This is a genomic window from Prauserella sediminis, from assembly GCF_014195435.1.
GTDB lineage: Bacteria > Actinomycetota > Actinomycetes > Mycobacteriales > Pseudonocardiaceae > Prauserella > Prauserella salsuginis.
Genome location: NZ_JACIBS010000001.1, coordinates 1,907,941 through 1,924,960, shown reverse-complemented (window position 1 = coordinate 1,924,960; position 17,020 = coordinate 1,907,941). Strand labels below are relative to the sequence as shown.

Here is a 17,020-nt window from a genome sequence, read left to right as displayed (position 1 = left end):
GACTCGTTGAGCGCCCCCGAGGTGCCCTTGGGGGCGCTCAACGAGTCCAGTGGGTCAGTTCGGCAGGACGGACTCGACTGCGCCGGTCGCCTTCGCGGTCGTGTCCTCCACCTGCTTGCGCGCCTTGCGAGCGGCGCGCTTGGCGCGCCAGCCGACGGACGGCTTGCCCTCGGTGTCGGCCATCGCCAGCAGCAGACCACCGGCAAGCCCCGCGTTCTTCAGGAACTGGACCTGCTCCTGGGCGCGCTCACCCTGGTCGCGCTTCTCCCAGAACGGGTGTCCCGCCACGGTCGTCGCCGTGATGCTGGTCAGCAGTGCCAGCGACGACAGGCGACGGAACCGGCCGAGCGCGAGCATCGAGCCCGCCGCGACCTTCACGGCGCCGTCGAACTTCACGACCGCCACCGGGTCCGTTTCGACAGGCAGGGCCTCGGCCGCCGGCAGGACGTTCTCGCTGAGGAACGGCTCCGCCGCCTGGGCATGCCCCTCCGCGTTGCGGATGGCGTTCAGGCCACCCGTGATGAAGACGGCGGCGAGCAGGGGTCGGGCCACGCGGCGCAGGATCATCGGTGCTCCTCCGGTCGAGCTGGGAGTTGTGGTCGGCGAGATCTCGTATCGGCGAGTCGGCTGGGAATCTCTCCACCCAAACGAACCGCTGTCCAAACGGATCTCTGCTCAAGGGATCTTCAGAAGATCTCCGCCTCAAACCTACCCAGCCATAGCCGTCTCACGCTCTCTACCACTTTCTAGTTGTATCGCTAGAAAGTGGTAGAGAGCGCTACGAAGGAGCGGAGGGAACGTTTGAGGCTCCCACCCGCCGGCCCGACGATCACCCCGTCAGCGATACCGCTTCGGGAGCTTGAAGCCGTACTCCTCGGCCACCTCACGCAGCCGGTTCGGGTAGTCACTGATGATGCCGTCCACGCCGTCGTCGATGAGCTTGCGCATGGTCGGCTTGTCGTTGATCGTCCACGGGATCACGTCGAGCCCCGCGGCGTGTGCCTCGTCGACCAGCTCGGCCGTCGTGAACGGAACGTAGTCCGGGTCGCCGACGGCACCGTCCTGCGGGTTGCCGTGGACCGGCGACAGCGCACTCGCCCCGAACGACTCCGCCGCGCGCACCGGGCTGCCCTCGAAGTCGTCGATGTCCAGGCCACCGAGCCACGGCGACGCGCCCGGCTCACCGACCTCGAGGAAGCCCGGTTCGGTCAGTGCGACGAGCGGCAGCCTCGGCATCCGCTCCTTCATGGCCATCAACGCGCCCCAGTCGAAGCTCTGGATGCTGACGTTCCGCGCGAGACCGCTGCGCTCGACCTCCGAGGCCACGCGTTCGACGAACTGCTGCCGTGGCGCCGTTTCGTGCGGCGCTGCGGCCTCGACCTTCGTCTCGATGTTGAACTTCACCCCGAACGCCCGATGCTCGCGGACCAGCGCGAACAGCTCGGCGAGCGTGGGCATCGGTTCGCCGGGGGAGAGCTCCTGGTCGGGGTGGCTCGGGTCCTGCTGCGATCCGCAGTCGAGCGTGCGCACCTGCTCGAAGGTCAGGTCCTTGACGTACTTGCCCGCGTAGGGGAACTGCGGATCTCCCGGCGTGACCGGCGCGGTGTCGAGGCACTTGTCCGGGTTGATCTGCCGGTCGTGGGTGATCACCTCGCGGCCGTCGCGCGTGATCTGGACGTCGAGTTCGAGCGTCGTGACGCCGAGTTCGAGTGCGCGGTCGAACGCCTTGAGCGTGCCCTCGACGGTCATGCCGATACCGCCGCGGTGGGCCTGGATGTCGAAGTGGGGATTGCCGTGGGGCGCAGTTTCCGGGAGCACAGCTTTCGGGGGCGCGGTTCCGTGGGCGTTGCCGGTCGGCGCCGTGCCGGCCGATGCCGTGTCGTGCGATTGCGCCGAGGCGGGAGCCGCACCGAATGCCGCCATGAGTGCCGCCGCGCCCAGCGCGAGGGCTGTTTTCACTGTCGTGGTCACGGGCTCCGACGGTGACACGACAGAGTGAAGGGAGGGTGTCCTGAGCATGGCGGGTGCGCTGAACATGTGTGCCTCGTTCGCCGTACCCGTCGGACCTCGTGCCGTGGCCGCAGCGACGCGCCCCGAAACGGCCTCGCGGGTAGCGTCAGCACCGATATCCGGCCGTCCGGTTCCCCGCGCCCCGTGAGGACAACCCCGTGACGACGGCCGGGAGACGACGGGCGCGGCCGCGATTCGCGCCAGGGACACCGGATTCGCAGTGCTCACGACGTACGGAGCCGTTCATGGACCTCCCCGGCGTACTGACCTTTCTCGCCCTGCTTGTGCCCGGGTTCACGGCGTGCGCCGAGTTCGGCTCCTATGCGTTCGTCCACCCGGTGATCCGACGGCTGCCGCTCGAACACCACGTCGCCGTCGAGCAGGGCCTCGTGCGCACGTTCGGCCGGTTCATGCCGGTGGCCATGCCGGTGTCGCTGGTCGCCGTCATCGCGTGGGCGAGCAGCGAGGCAAGACTCGTCCCATGGCTCGCGGTGGGCGCCTGGGGACTCGGGCTCGTCACCACGGTGATCGTCAATGTCGGCATCAACGTCCGTACCGCGCGGACCGACGCCGGCACCGTGGAACAGCAGCGCTGGCGAGACATGCGCCGGCGGTGGGAGTTCTTCCAGGGATTCCGCTCGTGGGCGTTCCTGGCGTCCTTCGCGCTGATCTGTCTGTCGGTCGCGTTCGGCTGGTGACCTTCACCCGCGTGATCGGGCCGTGCCGGAGGCCAGGGCCCCCGTCACCCACCGGCACGTCCGCAACACGCGGGTAGGGATTTCTCGCGGAATATCGGACTGGAGCTAGACAACCCAATAGTGTCGTAGCGATGGACCCCGTGCGGAACCCGTTCGCCCCCGGAGCAGGTCAACGCCCACCCGAACTGGCCGGGCGTGAACGCGAGCTGGACGCGTTCGACGTGGTACTGGAGCGCGTGGCACGCGGGAGGCCCGAGCGCAGCCTGATGCTCACCGGACTGCGCGGTGTCGGCAAGACCGTGCTGCTCGGCGAGCTGCGGTCCATGGCGATCCGCCGCCGCTGGGGTGCGGGCAAGGTCGAAGCGCGTCCCGACGCCGAACTCCGCAGGCCCCTGTCTGCCGCGCTGCACCGCGCGGTCCGCGATCTGGCCGTCCGTCACCGCGCCCCCGACCGCGTCGACGAGGTACTCGCCGTCCTGAAGGCGTTCGCACTCAAGGCGAACAAGCCGGACGCGAAGATGCGCGATCGCTGGCAGCCGGGCATCGACGTGCCACCGGCGCAGGGCAGGGCCGACTCCGGGGACATCGAGATCGACCTCGTCGAGCTGTTCACCGAGGTCGCCGAGCTGGCCACCGACGTCGGCTCCGGGGTCGCCCTGCTGATCGACGAGATCCAGGACCTGGGTCCCGAGGACGTCTCCGCCCTGTGCGCGGCGTGCCACGAGCTCTCGCAGTCCGGGGCACCGCTCGTCGTGGTGGGTGCGGGACTGCCGCACGTGCCCGCGGTGTTGTCCGCGTCGAAGTCGTACTCCGAACGCCTCTTCCGCTACACCCGGATCGATCGCCTGAGCAGGGAGGACGCCGACCGCGCCGTCCTCGCACCGATCGAACGCGAGGACGCCGAGATCGCACCGCACGCGCTGGACGCGCTGCACACGGCATCCGGTGGCTATCCGTACTTCATCCAGGCCTACGGCAAGGCCGCGTGGGACGCCGCGCCGACGAATCCGATCACCGAGGAGGACGTGCGCGTCGCCGCTCCCGAGGCCGAGGCCGAGCTCGCCGTCGGTTTCTTCGGCTCCCGCTACGAACGAGCCACTCCCGCCGAACGCGAGTACCTACGGGCGATGGCCGAGCTCACGCAGGGCAAGGACGAAAGCGCCGTCACCTCCGACATCGCCGTCTACCTTGGCCGCAAGCCCTCGTCGTTGTCACCGGCACGCGACAGTCTGATGAAGAAGGGCCTGGTCTACTCGGCCGAACGCGGCCACATCGCGTTCACCGTGCCGCATTTCGGCAACTACCTCCTCACGCGCGCCGACTGACCGTCACGCCCTTCCCTCGGCGTTCTCCACCGGGAACCGGTGTGGCAGCCCCACCTCGAGCCGATCCATAGGCGTCGATACCTGTTTCTAGGTTTATATAGCGATTACGCTAGATATCCGAAGACGAACCTAGCTTTCGATGTCACCCGGATGGACCACGCGGAATACGTAACGCTGCCGACGATCATTCGGGAAGTAAGCCAGCTCACCGGATGATCACTGGCGAAGCCGGCGAAGGTTGCGGATAATAAGACATGTAGGGATCGAAGTCGAGGGGTGATCGGTCAATCCGTTCACGCTCCGCCGGCACACCGGTGTCGACGACCCACCGATCAGCCAGCGCCGGCAGTCGCCATGGGGGCTCGCGGCCGACAGGACGCGAGCGGGCAGCCGGCACCGAGCGGCCCACATCCGATCCCGACGTACGGCCGGCCCAACACGACCGGCACCACAACCGAGTAGCTCTCGAAGGAGATGCCACACCGCAGATGTCGAACCTCGCCGCACGCCTCCGCGCCCGTCGAGCCCACACCCGCACCCGCCGCGCCGTCAGCAAGGCGATCGACACCGCCACCACGACGACGATGCGCGACGAGCTCATCACCCTCGCTCAGACACACGGTTACCAAAAACCCAAGCCGCGAGTGTGACCTGAATTACAATAGGTTTCAGGTGTAACGCCGCCGGTATCGGTGGCGATATGCCCCATGACCCCGCGGTGCTGGCGGACCCCCGACCTGGCAGCACCGCGGGGTTTCCATATGTCCAGACCCGCCGTCGCACCGCCTGCGACCTGCGGTTCTACCTGTCACCGCGCCGAAACTCGACCCGAAAGACGTCCCAAGTGGACGAATCGGGCAGCGCGACGACGATCAGACCTCGATCTTCGCCGTCCACGATGGACGATTCGTCAGCCCGTCGACGATCACGCCCGCGACGACGCTGACAAGCCGTCACACCCACGCCTACCGACCGCCTGACCTCACTCGATAGAGTGAGCGCGATGTCGAGATCTGGGCGAATCGCGCTGGCCACGTCGGCGGTGGCCGCCGCCCTCGTGCTGGCCGGATGCGCCGACGCGACGATCGGACTGGCCGAACCCGATCGCATGCGCACCGTCGAGACATCGGCAGGCACGCCCGGCGACGTTCCCGCTACCGACGGCGACGCCGGCGGGGGCAGCGACAACGCCCAGCGCACGATCGTCGCGGAGGTCGGCGAATGCCTCGACGGTGACAACCCGGGTCCCGTCGAATGCTCCGACGAGCACACCGTGGAGGTCACCAAGCAGGGCACCTTCGGCGGCGACCTGGGCTCCACACTGGAAGGCACCCCACCCGACGCCTCGACCGTCTTCCGCACCGTCTTCCCGCAGTGCCGCGCCGCTGCCGCCGAATACCTCGGCAGCTCCTCCTACGACGCCTCCACGCTCGGGGCATGGCTGGTGTGGGCCGACGCCGAGGACTGGAACGCCGGCCACCGCTGGTACCGCTGCGGTGTCGCGCAGCTCGACGGCGCGGGCAAGCCCGTCGAGCGCACCGGATCGATCCGCAACGCGCTGGCCGAGAACTTCGACGGCTACCGGGTCTGCTCCACCACCCGGCCTTCGGCCGAGCTTCCCGAGACCGTTCCTTGCAGTGAGCCGCACCTGGCCGAGGCCGTCGGCGTCGTCGACACGGGCAAGGCCGTGCCGACCGAACGGGAATTCAACGACAAAGCACGCAGCGCATGTGGCACGAAAGTGCACGAGTTCGTCGGCGCGGACCGTCGCGATGTGGCACCTTCGTGGCGCTGGCCCGACAGCACGAACTGGCGCATCGGATTCACCAACATCACGTGCTACGCCGAGTTGAACCAGGCCACCACGGGTTCCGTGCGCGATATCGGCTCGTCGCAGATGCCCAATTAGGACGTTCGTCGTCGCTGTCAAGTCCCGATTTTCCAGACGATCGGCAGGTTGATACCACCGATTCGGCCCGCTTGAATGTCCTCGATCATTTCGAGATTGAGGGACTCCATGACCATGACGACATTGCGGCGGACCGTGGTCGCGGGATCGCTGGCGACCGCTCTCGTCGCCAGCATCACTCCCGCCGCCGCGGCCACCGGCACCCCGGCAGAGGAGCCGCCGCGGCAGCGGACGACGCAACAGGCGACGACCGCGCAGCCCGAGATCGCCCACGAGGTCCCGGAGCGCTACGCCGAGCAACAGCTGAACTGGCACGCGTGTTCCAAGGACGAACTCGGCGCCAAGCCGCCGAAGGAGTACGACCTGGAGTGCGCCACCTACCGGACGCCCCAGGACTGGAACAACGCCGATGCGGGCGAGGACATCACGATCGCCGTGAGCAGGCTGAAGGCCGAGGGCGATTCGACCGCGAGCGTGCTGACGAACCCGGGTGGCCCCGGCGCTCCCGGCCGTGACTTCCCGTTGCGCCTCGCCGATCAGGACCGCCTGCGCCAGCACCAGGACGTCATCGGCTTCGACCCGCGCGGCACGGGCCACAGCACGAACATCACGTGCGGCGGCGCCATCGGTACCGGCGACTCGCTCGATCCTCGCGACCGCAGCCGCGAGAACCTCAACCTGATCCTCGACGCCACGAAGTACGCGGCCGACTCCTGCCAGATCAAGTCCGGTGAGCTGGGCCCGCTGATCAACACCTTCCAGACCACCCACGACATGGATCTGCTCCGCACCCTGCTCGGACGTGAGAAGATCAACTGGGTCGGCTACTCGGCGGGTACGTGGCTCGGCGCGCACTACGCGCAGCGGTTCCCCGAGCACACCGGCCGGTTCGTGCTGGACTCGGCGACCGAGTTCACCACGACGTGGCAGCGCTCGTTCGACTGGCAGCCGCTCGGCTTCGAACGCCGCTGGCGGGACGACTTCCTGCCGTGGATGGCCCAGCACGACGAGCAGTACGGCTTCGGCGACTCCGGCGAGCGTGCCCGGCAGACCTACGAGCAGGTGCGCGCGGCGCTGGCCGAGAAGCCCGTGGAGCTGGACGGGGAGAAGGTCGGCCCGAACGAGCTCGACTCGGCGATCGCGGGCATGCTCTACAGCAAGGCGGCGTTCCCGTCGCTGGCCGAGTATCTCGTGTCGTTGCGCGAGCTGACCAGCGAGAAGATGCGCACCGGGTCCGCAACGGCGCTGGACAACGTGCGCGAGCTGCTCGCCAACACGAAGTCGCGCGGACCGCAGCCGCTCGTCGTGGACAACGGCCACGGCGCGCAGCAGTACGACGACGCCTATGACGCCAGCTTCTGGACCATCCCCTGCAACGAGGGTCCGTGGTACGGCAACCGGATGACCGCCAGGTGGCAGTCCGAACTGATGGGCCGGCAATGGCCCCTGCTGGGTTGGGGCTGGCTGATCCAGCCGTGCATCTTCTGGAAGGGCAACCCGATCGACCTGCCGAAGATGGACGGCGAGGGCGTGCCGCCGACACTGATCGTCCAGTCGGAGCGCGACCCGGCGACACCGATCGAGGGCGCCCGCCGCGCTCACGAGAAGTTCGAGGGTTCGCGGATGATCACCGTGACCGACGAGGGCGACCACGGCATCTACGCGGGCGACAACCCGGCCGTGGACAAGGTGGTGGAGGACTACCTGGTCGATGGCATCGTGCCGGAGGACCAGAGCATCCCCGGCGCACCGATGCCCACGCCGAACGGCGCGAACGGATCATGACCGCCGTCCGCCGGCGCACATCTCGCCGACCGGGACCGCACCGAACGGCGTGACACCGGCGGACCACCGACCGACCCGGTAACGGCCGGCGGATCTCCGCAGCGCACGAGGCCCGTCTTCCCCGTCTCACGGCAGGGGAGGCGGGCCTCGTCGTGTACGTCCCACGGGAGGTCTGCCACGGTCACGACGGTCGGTCACCGACGCGTTCACAGCCTTGTGCACAGCCTCCCCATGTTTTCCACAGAGTTATCCACAAGCTGTGTGCACAGGTGCGTGCCCGCTGTGTGCACGGCTCCGCTCCATGCGGCCGCCGCCGGTCGCCGGTCCCTGGTCACCACCGATCGGTATTACTATCGGCGCCGTGGTGCGAGTGCCGTTGAGCGAAGCCGAACGCCTCCGTGGCGAACGACTCGGCGTCGCCCTGCGCGGCGCACGCGGCGCACGCAGCATGGTCGCGGTCGCCGCCGACGCGGGCATCTCCGTGGAAACCCTGCGCAAGATCGAGACCGGCCGCATCCCGACGCCCGCGTTCTTCACCGTGATGGCGATCGCCGACGCCGTCGGCCTGCCCCTCGACGACCTGCGCACGACGCTGGCCGACCCCACAGGAGAAGCAGCGGACACCGCTCTGTCCCCGCGCGCCGACGCCGGTTAGATTGCTGCGCATGTCCTCCGATCCCCGCCACGGCGAGGTGGCAGAACCCGAAGTCCCCGTCGGTCTGAAGGCGAAAGTACGTCAGATCGGCCCCGGCATCATGGCCGCAGCGACCGGCGTCGGTGCGGGCGATCTCGTGGCCACGATGGTCGCGGGCTCGCGCTACGGCTACACGCTGCTGTGGGCGGTGATCGTCGGAACGATCTTCAAGATCGCGCTCGCCGAAGCCGTCGGCCGCTGGCATCTGACGTCCGGCCGCACGATGCTGTCGGGCTGGCGCACACTCGGCCGCTGGGTTCTCGTCTATTTCGGTGCGTACGCCGTGGTGTGGGGCTTCGTCTACGGCGCCACGGCCATGTCGGCGAGCGGCCTGCCGCTGAACGCGCTCTTCCCCGCACTCGACGTGCGCTACTGGGCGATCATCAGCGGCCTCGTCGGGTTCGCGCTCGTGTGGTTCAGCCGGTACGCCGTGATCGAGAAGGTGATGACCGCGCTCGTCGGCGTCATGTTCGTCGCCGTCGTCGGCACCGCGATCCTCGTGACGCCGAACCTGGTCGAGACGTTCCAAGGTTTCGTGCCGCGGCTGCCCGACGGCTCGTTCGTCTACGTCCTGGGCCTGGTCGGCGGTGTCGGCGGCACCATCACGATGGCCGCCTACGGCTACTGGACGCTCGCCAAGGGCTGGCGGTCGTCGCGGTGGTTGTCGATGATGCGGCTCGACAACACGACCGGCTACATCACCACGGCGATCTTCGTCATCGCGATGCTCGTCGTCGGTGCCGAACTGCTCGCGGGGCAGAACGTCGTCGACGGCGACGAGGGCCTGCTCATGCTCGGCAACACACTCGCCGCCGACTACGGCCAGTGGGCGCGTATCCCGTTCCTCGTCGGGTTCTGGGCCGTGTCGTTCAGCTCGCTCGTGGGTGTGTGGAACGGTGTCAGCCTGCTGTTCGCCGACTGGTGGCGCACCTGGCGCCTGCCGCGGTATCAGGTGGGCGAAGCCGAGGGACTCTCCGACTACGACCACCGTGCGGGCATCGGCAGCCCGGTGTTCCGCGGGTACGTCGCCTGGCTGACGTTCCCGCCGATGGCGCTGCTGTTCCTCGACCAGCCGTTCCAGCTGACCGTCGCCTACGGTGCGCTCGGCGCGCTGTTCATGCCGTTCCTCGCGGGCACACTGCTGTTCCTGCTCAACTCGAACCGGGTCGAGCGCGTCGGCCGCTCCGGCTGGGTGTCGAACACGCTGTTGACCGTGTGTCTGGGATTGTTCGGCTACCTGGCGGTGGACGAGCTCATCGGCCTGTTCTGAGTGGACCGGCTCCGAGTGGACCTGTTCTGAATGGACCTTTCCTGAGTTGACCTTTCCTGAGTTGAGTCAGCGAAGCAACGCCCAGCCGATGCCCGCGGCGGGCACGATCAGCGCCGCGGGCATCGGCACCACCGCGATGAGCTCCATCAGCGCAGCTGCTCGATGACGCTCGCGAAGGTGTCCATGTCCTTCTCCATGACCGTGATGTAGCTGAAGCCGAACCGTTCCCGGTGGGCGCGCAGCCGGTCGGCGATCTCTCCGGCGGTTCCGACGAGCAGCATCGGCAGCTCACCCAGCTCCTCGGCCGATTTCGTCTCGTCGTACGGCCGGATGCGTTCGAGTCCGGCCGCGCGGTCGTCGGTGATGTCGACGTGCTGCACGAGCATGTTCAGCTCCGGGTCGCGGTCACCCGCCGCGGTGCGCACGAATGCAACCCGTTCGTCCAGTTCGGACAACCCGGCGAGGCTCGCCTTGTCGCCGTCGCGGTTGAAGTGCGCACCCGTGAACCCGACGACGTCGGCCTCGCGCGCGGCGATGCGCAGCATCCGGTCGCGCTGTCCACCGAGGACGATCGGCGGCAGCTTGCGCTCGCCGTAGTGCTCCCGCAGCACGGCCAGGCATCGTTCGAGGTGGTCCAGACGTGCGCCGGGGCCCGGGAACGGCAGACCCGCCTCGTCGAACTCGGTCCTGGCGTAACCGGTGCCGAGACCCAATTCGAGCCTGCCGTCGAGGAGCAGATCGGTCGTGTCGACCTCACGCGCGAGCAGAGTGGGGTTGTAGAACGCGGTGTTGACGACGAACGTCGTGAGCCGCACCCGCTCCGTCGCCCCGGCCGCCGCGACCAGCGACGGAAACGGTGCGGGCATCCCCAGGTGGTCGGGCGTGGCGACGACGTCGAAGCCGAGGTCCTCGGCCTTGCGGCACTTGTCGAGCCACCGCGTCCGCTCGTCCGAGGCGAGCATGTTGACACCGAATCGGAACTCCATGGCGGCACGGTACCGAAATCGGGCGCCGGGCAGGCCGTCCGAGCGCCGGTTCCGCAACGAGCGAAATCCGTTCGCCGGTCGCGTCCGCGCGCTCGTACCCTCTGCGGATGCCGGACGCGATCTTCGAAGACCCACGCCTCGCGCTCCTCTACGACACGTTCGAGGGCGAGCGTGACGACCTGCCGCTGTATCTGGACATCGCCGACGAGACCGGAGCTGTGCAGGTGCTCGACGTCGGCTGTGGGACGGGCGAGCTCGCGGTGGCGCTGGCCGAGCGGGGCCGGGACGTCGTCGGCGTCGACCCGGCGGAGGCGTCCCTGAACATCGCGCGCGGCAAGAGCACCGACGTCACGTGGCTCGGCGGAGATGCCGCTGCCGCGGCCTCGCAGCTGCCCTGCTTTCGCGCCGACCTGGCCGTGATGACGGGCAACGTCGCGCAGGTGTTCCTCACCGACGACGACTGGCAGGCCACACTCAGCGCCATCCACGCGGCGCTGCGTCCGGGCGGTCACCTCGTGTTCGAGACACGGCGCCCGGACGCACGCGCGTGGCAGCGGTGGGCTCAGGCCCCGGCGGTGACCCGCGACGTGCCGGGGATCGGCACCGTGACCGGACAGCTCACCCTCACCGACGTCGACCTGCCGCTCGTGTCGTTCCGGCACACGTATCGATTCCCGGACGGGTCCACACTGGCCTCGGACTCGACCCTGCGGTTCCGCGACCCCGACGGGATCGCCGCGAACCTGCACTCCGCGGGGTTCGACGTCACCGACGTCCGTGACGCACCCGATCGCCCCGGCATGGAGTACGTCTTCGTTGCCCGCGCGGACGCCGCAGCCACCGTGGACACCGCAGCCCGGACATGACGACGGCTCCCCGCGGAAGTCCCACGGGGAGCCGTCGTCACGACAGGTGCGTCAGCCGAGGCGCTGCTTGAGCGCGGCGAGCTCGTCCTTCAGCGCGGACGGGATCTTGTCCTCACCGATCGAGGCGAACCACTCCTCGATGAGCGGGATCTCCTGCTTCCACTCCTCGACGTTCACGTCCAGCGACGCCTGGATGTCCTCGATCGGCTCCGACAGGCCGGAGGTCTCGATGTCCTCGGCGGTCGGCACGAGACCCACCGGCGTCTCCTGGGCGTTCGCCTTGCCTTCGAGGCGCTCGACGATCCACTTGAGAACGCGCGTGTTCTCGCCGAAGCCCGGCCACAGGAACCGGCCGTCGTCGCCGCGGCGGAACCAGTTGACATAGAAGATCTTCGGCAGCTTCGACTGGTCGGCGTTCTTGCCGGTGTCCAGCCAGTGCTGGAAGTAGTCAGCGGCGTGGTACCCGAGGAACGGCAGCATCGCCATCGGGTCGCGGCGCACCTCGCCGACCTTGCCCGCGGCGGCCGCGGTCTTCTCCGACGACATGGTGGCGCCCATGAACACGCCCTGCTGCCAGTCGCGGGACTCGTTGACCAGCGGCACCGTCGTCTTCCGGCGGCCACCGAACAGGATCGCCGAGATCGGCACGCCCTTCGGGTCGTCCCACTCCGGCGCCAGCGTCGGGATCTGCGAGATCGGAGCGCAGAACCGCGAGTTCGGGTGCGCGGCGGGCTCGTCCGAGTCCGGCGTCCAGTCGCGGCCCTTCCAGTCGGTCAGGTGGGCGGGCGCCTCCTTGGTCAGGCCCTCCCACCAGACGTCGCCGTCGTCGGTCAGGGCGACGTTGGTGTAGACCGTGTTGCCCTTCTCGATGGTCTTCACGGCCACCGGGTTCGTCTTCTCGCCGGTGCCGGGCGCGACACCGAAGAGGCCGAACTCGGGGTTGATCGCGTACAGCCGGCCGTCCTCGCCGAACCGCATCCACGCGATGTCGTCACCGATGGTCTCGGCGCGCCAGCCCGGCAGGGTCGGCTGCAGCATCGCGAGGTTGGTCTTGCCGCAGGCGCTCGGGAACGCGGCCGCCACGTAGTAGGCCTTGTTCTCCGGCGAGATCAGCTTGAGGATCAGCATGTGCTCGGCGAGCCAGCCCTCGTCGCGCGCCATCGCCGAGGCGATGCGCAGCGAGTAGCACTTCTTGCCGAGCAGCGAGTTGCCGCCGTAGCCCGAGCCGTAGCTCCAGATCGTGCGCGACTCCGGGAAGTGCGTGATGTACTTCGTGTCGTTACACGGCCACGCGACGTCCTGCTCGCCGGGCTCGAGCGGCTTGCCGACCGAGTGCAGCGCAGGCACGAACTCGCGCTCGGTGCCGTCCTCCTTCACGAACTTGTCGAGCGCCTTCTTGCCCATGCGGGTCATGACGCCCATGGAGGCCACCACGTAGGCGAAGTCGGTGACCTCGATGCCGAGCTTCGGGTCGTCGTCGCCGAGCGGGCCCATGCAGAACGGGATGACGTACATCGTCCGACCACGCATGGAGCCCCGGTAGAGCTCGGTCATGGTGGCCTTCATCTCGTCCGGGTTCATCCAGTTGTTGGTGGGCCCGGCGTCCTCTTCGCGCTCGGAGCAGATGAAGGTGCGCTCCTCGACCCGCGCGACATCGCTCGGGTCGGAAGCGGCCCAGTAGGAGTTCGGCCGCTTGTCGAGCTTGACGAACGTGCCAGCCTCAACCAGTTCCTGGTTGATGCGCTCGGCCTCTTCCTGGGAACCGTCGACCCACACCACCCGGTCAGGCGTGGTCAGTTCCGCGACCTCCCGCACCCAAGACAGCACGCCACTGTGCGTGGTCGGTGCGTCGTCCAGCCCTGGGATGGCTACTGCAGTCATCTCTTCTCCTGTCTTCGACGACAAGAGCCCACACCGAACTGCAGCGTCCTGGTGCGGGCTCCGTTGCCGGCGACCGAAATGGCTTCACACACCGCGGCTAAACGGTGCGTGCGTTTCTTGGGGATTCCCAGAGACTAACGGCCGTATTGCGACCACAGGCAGGTCAGTGCTGTCGGTTCTCTCACAAGAACGATCAGGGAATCGATTCAGTTACAGCCGATCGGCGCAGTTGAAGGATGACTTTCGCCAGGTAGAAGCGGTGAACTCGGACGTAAGGGGCGGCGAACACTTGCGGCCCGACGCCCGGTGGGGCATCGGGCCGCAATGAGCCGGGCACAGCTGGTCGCAACGTCCGGCGCGACCGGGCAAGCCACTCAGCGTGGTGAAATCGCCCGATCGGCAGAACTCCATGGTCGGCCGCCGATCGAGCGACGCCGGCCGCGCCGCGCGCCGCCTCGCCGGTTCAGTTCTGGCTGATCCACTGGCCGGTGGCCGAGTCGATCTTCGCGACGCCTTCGACACCGGCACCGATCGAGGCGCCCTCGCCCCATGCGTCAGCGGTCTCGGGGACGCGTGCGGCACTCGGCGAGCCGCTGGTGTCGGAGGTCTCGGTCCACTCACCGTCCCCGTCGCTCTCGAGCACGACCTCGTTGCCGTGCTCGTCGATGACCACGGCGATGTCCGCCTCGCCGTCGCCGTCCTCGTCGGTGAAGGCGATCGTGTTGCCGTCGTCGGTCTCGACGATGGCGGTGTCGTTCGTGCCGTCCTCGTCGGTGTCGATCGTCGCCGGGCCGACCTCGACGTCCCCTTCGCCCAGGTCAGCGGTGATCATGCCGCCGGCACCCGCGTCGGTCTCCGGCGGCGCGTCGGCGGGACCGCCGCCCATCTCGACCCACTGCCCGCTGGACTCGTCGTACTCGGCCTCGACGATCACGTTGCGGTCGGAATCGGCCGCGGCGTACTGGTCGGCCTCACCGTCACCGTCGGTGTCGACGAACAGCTGAGCCGAACCGTCCTCGTGCTCGATCAGGGCGGCGTCGTACACACCGTCGCCGTCGACGTCCTGGTTGAGCTCGGCCGTGTACTCCTCGCCGTCGACCGTCACCGTCATGTCCTCGGTGGTGGCCGTGGTGTCAGCGCTTCCGTCGTCGACCCACACTGCAAACTCCCCCTAGCTCAGGGCTGATGATCCTTTCGCACCTGCCGGCCGCGCCGCGGTCTCCCACGGCGATCACCGGCCTCCCCGGTGCTCCCGCCTTGCGCGGGTCCTGCCTTTGGGACTCACGGTATGCCGGTTCGGTTCCCTCCACCAGCAGGCCGCGGCACGCGACAGGAACGTTATCCCTGTTCGCCCGCCCGGGGCCGGTCCCGCAGCGCCCGGATCCGTGCCAGCAACGTCTCGGCACGCTCGCGGCCGTCGGCCAGGTCCTTGACCCGCTTGGTCGCCACCGCCAGCTTCTGCTTGCGCTCCTGGGCGTCCATCTTGATGCTCTTGTCGACCTCTTTGAGCTCGGCCTCGATCGCCTCGATCCGTCTGCTCAACGCCTCGTCCAGGGCCAGCGCCAGCTGTTGCTCCGCCTCGATGAGCTGTTCGGACACGAGCTGGTCCAGCGTGGAGCGCGCATCGGCGATCGACTCGACGAGCCACTGCTTCGTGTGCTGCTTGTCCGCCGAGTGCCTGCGCGTCCGGCCGACCCACCAGCCCGCGCCGAGGCCGACGACGACCGTCGCGGGCAACACGATCGGGTTGAACAGGGCGAATCCCGCCAACGGCGCAGCGGCCAGTTTCGCCGCACCCGCACCGCTGGTCAGGCCCATGAACACCAGCAACTTGTCCTCGGCCGACGAAGGGCGCTTGTCCGGCGGCCGCAGTTCCACCGGCGGCGTCACCCCGCGCAGGAACTGCGAGCGGATGACGGCCAGCTCCTCCTCGGAGAACAGCTCGGCCAGCGTCGCGTCGGCCACCTGGTTGAGCCGGTGCGCGAGCATCCCCGAGATGTGCTGCGACGACGCCTGCAGTACCGCGTCGACCTGCGCGGGCAGATCCTTCAGGTCCTGCCGCCGCGCCCCGTCGATCTCCTGCCGGAACCGCGCCTGGGCGTCCCGCATGCGCCGTGCCGACTCGTGCGTCAGATCGCTGCGAGCCCGCTGGATCTCGCCGCGCAGCTTGAGCTGCCAACCCCGCGTCGACGAACGGCGGGCGGCAGTCAGCTCGTCCCGGCGGGCCCGCAGCGCGGCGGCCTCGTCCTCCCCGGAGGTCAGCGCGCGCTGGTCGGCGACCGCGTTCGCATGCCGCTCGGACAGCGCCGTGGCCAGCGAGCGCATCGTGTTCGCCTCGGCCAGCATCGCCGCCCTGCCGACGAGCGTCTCCTGCAGCGACCCCTGCAGCTCGGCGATCCCCGACTTCTCCCGCAGCGTCGCCGCTGCCTGCTCGTTCGGCGCCTTCGCGGCCATCTCGAACATGCGCGCCGACACCGGGTGGAACACCGCCTCGGCGAAACGGGGAGCGTGCTCGGCCAGCAACTTGCGGTCGGCCTCGAGGATCTCCCGCCAGCCCCGGAACTGGTCGGTCTTGGCGAGTGCGAACAGCACGGTCTCGACGCGATCGCTCATCTCGGTCAGGAACCGCAGCTCGCTCGACGTGAACGGAGCCGACGCGTCGACGACGAACAGCAGCGCCGTCGCGTTGGCCGCAGCCTCCATCGCGAGCTCGGCGTGCCCGACGTCCAGTCCGCCGACACCTGGGGTGTCGACCACGGTGACGCGTTCCAGCAACGGCACCGGCCCGTCGACCTGCACGTACCGCGGCGGCAACTGGCCTGCCGGCAGTTCGTGCGACACCGAGGACCACGCGGGCAGCTCCACCATCGGGAACCCCACCGGGGCGAGCTGTCCCGGGTAGCACGCCTTGGCCGCCCACTCGTCGGCGTGATCGAAGACCAGGTACGTCGACGTCGCCACCTCGGCGTCCACGGGCGAGAGCCCCGGCGCCGCCAACACGGCGTTGACCAGGGAACTCTTACCGCGGTTCGTCTCGCCGACCACGACCACCGTCGGCTTGGCCGCCGCCGAGGAACGCTGCCGCTCCACCCAGTCGGCCGACTCCGGCTCCTCTCCGCGCAGCAGTGTGAGCAGCGTTTCCCTGGCCTGCTTGACCTGGGCGGGCAGGCCGGCCTTGCCCAGCGAGCGTGTGGATGCCGTCACAGCGCGCAGCCTATCGGGGAGCCGCCTGCGGGCTCAGCGACGCGTGTACACGGTGACGACGGGTGCGCGCAGCAGACGGTCGTGGTCGACGAAGCCGGGGACCTCGGTCTCGGCGACCGTGCCCTCCAGGCGGGCGTCCTCGGTGCGCACGGCACCGCCAGCCTCGTGTTGCGCCGGGTCGAACCGCGCACCGTCGGGACGCAGCGCGTGCACGCCGATCGCCGCGAGTCCCTTCTCGATTCGCTCGGCGACACCGTCACTGTGCGCGCGGTCCATGGCGTACAGGCAGAGCTGGATGAGCGCCTGGCGGTCGGCCAGCGCCTGCTCCGGCTCGATGCCGCTGGCGAGTGCTACCGGGTCCACATCGCTTTCCGACGTGCTACCCGCCGGTA

15 protein-coding genes are annotated in these 17,020 nt (G+C 68.8%); 8 read left to right on the top strand and 7 right to left on the bottom strand.

The annotated features are described in order from the left end of the window. Nucleotides 1-54: 54 nt before the first annotated feature. On the bottom strand, nt 55-567 hold the full coding sequence (locus FB384_RS08700) for a DoxX family protein (protein WP_183781245.1): 513 nt from the start codon (nt 565-567) through the stop codon (nt 55-57). Nucleotides 568-837: 270 nt separating this feature from the next. After that, nucleotides 838-1,923: a glycerophosphodiester phosphodiesterase family protein gene (locus FB384_RS08695; RefSeq protein WP_183785194.1), complete on the bottom strand. Its 1,086-nt coding sequence runs from the start codon at nt 1,921-1,923 to the stop codon at nt 838-840. Between the two features lie 332 nt (nt 1,924-2,255). On the opposite strand from FB384_RS08695, the gene FB384_RS08690 reads away from it, so the two are divergent. The 7 genes from FB384_RS08690 to FB384_RS08660 all read left to right on the top strand — a co-directional run bounded on the left by FB384_RS08690 (nt 2,256) and on the right by FB384_RS08660 (nt 9,691). Then, nucleotides 2,256-2,708, top strand: coding sequence for an anthrone oxygenase family protein (locus FB384_RS08690; protein WP_221212675.1), 453 nt, complete (start codon nt 2,256-2,258; stop codon nt 2,706-2,708). 131 nt (nt 2,709-2,839) lie between these two features. After that, the gene (locus FB384_RS08685) at nt 2,840-4,033 is read left to right on the top strand and encodes an ATP-binding protein (RefSeq protein WP_183781242.1); all 1,194 of its coding nucleotides are present in this window, start codon (nt 2,840-2,842) and stop codon (nt 4,031-4,033) included. 488 nt (nt 4,034-4,521) lie between these two features. Continuing rightward, nucleotides 4,522-4,683 carry a hypothetical protein gene (locus FB384_RS08680; RefSeq protein WP_183781239.1) on the top strand — a complete coding sequence of 54 codons (162 nt, stop codon included), beginning with the start codon at nt 4,522-4,524 and terminating at the stop codon, nt 4,681-4,683. A 353-nt stretch (nt 4,684-5,036) separates the two neighbouring features. Beyond that, nucleotides 5,037-5,942: a septum formation family protein gene (locus FB384_RS08675; protein ID WP_183781236.1), complete on the top strand. Its 906-nt coding sequence runs from the start codon at nt 5,037-5,039 to the stop codon at nt 5,940-5,942. Nucleotides 5,943-6,056: 114 nt separating this feature from the next. Beyond that, complete coding sequence (locus FB384_RS08670; protein ID WP_183785190.1) at nt 6,057-7,727, top strand: alpha/beta hydrolase; 1,671 nt, start codon at nt 6,057-6,059, stop codon at nt 7,725-7,727. A 361-nt stretch (nt 7,728-8,088) separates the two neighbouring features. Beyond that, on the top strand, nt 8,089-8,382 hold the full coding sequence (locus FB384_RS08665; protein WP_183781233.1) for a helix-turn-helix domain-containing protein: 294 nt from the start codon (nt 8,089-8,091) through the stop codon (nt 8,380-8,382). 10 nt (nt 8,383-8,392) lie between these two features. Continuing rightward, entirely contained in the window at nt 8,393-9,691 is a 1,299-nt protein-coding gene (locus FB384_RS08660; protein WP_183781230.1) for an Nramp family divalent metal transporter, read from the top strand. 146 nt (nt 9,692-9,837) lie between these two features. On the opposite strand, the gene FB384_RS08655 is transcribed toward FB384_RS08660, so the two are convergent. Further along, nucleotides 9,838-10,677 (bottom strand): TIGR03621 family F420-dependent LLM class oxidoreductase, encoded by an 840-nt coding sequence (locus FB384_RS08655; RefSeq protein ID WP_183781227.1) that lies wholly within the window; start codon nt 10,675-10,677, stop codon nt 9,838-9,840. A 107-nt stretch (nt 10,678-10,784) separates the two neighbouring features. Between FB384_RS08655 and FB384_RS08650 the strand changes: the two genes are divergently transcribed. After that, nucleotides 10,785-11,543, top strand: a complete 759-nt coding sequence (locus FB384_RS08650) for a class I SAM-dependent DNA methyltransferase (RefSeq protein WP_183781224.1) — start codon at nt 10,785-10,787, stop codon at nt 11,541-11,543. Between the two features lie 51 nt (nt 11,544-11,594). On the opposite strand, the gene FB384_RS08645 is transcribed toward FB384_RS08650, so the two are convergent. From FB384_RS08645 to grpE, 4 genes are all read right to left on the bottom strand, one after another. Further along, nucleotides 11,595-13,424 carry a phosphoenolpyruvate carboxykinase (GTP) gene (locus tag FB384_RS08645; RefSeq protein WP_183781221.1) on the bottom strand — a complete coding sequence of 610 codons (1,830 nt, stop codon included), beginning with the start codon at nt 13,422-13,424 and terminating at the stop codon, nt 11,595-11,597. Between the two features lie 463 nt (nt 13,425-13,887). Continuing rightward, nucleotides 13,888-14,583, bottom strand: a complete 696-nt coding sequence (locus FB384_RS08640) for a hypothetical protein (protein WP_183781219.1) — start codon at nt 14,581-14,583, stop codon at nt 13,888-13,890. Nucleotides 14,584-14,762: 179 nt separating this feature from the next. Beyond that, nucleotides 14,763-16,628: a dynamin family protein gene (locus tag FB384_RS08635; RefSeq protein WP_183781216.1), complete on the bottom strand. Its 1,866-nt coding sequence runs from the start codon at nt 16,626-16,628 to the stop codon at nt 14,763-14,765. A 33-nt stretch (nt 16,629-16,661) separates the two neighbouring features. Continuing rightward, nucleotides 16,662-16,991: a nucleotide exchange factor GrpE gene (gene grpE, locus FB384_RS08630; protein ID WP_323985289.1), complete on the bottom strand. Its 330-nt coding sequence runs from the start codon at nt 16,989-16,991 to the stop codon at nt 16,662-16,664. Nucleotides 16,992-17,020: the final 29 nt, after the last annotated feature.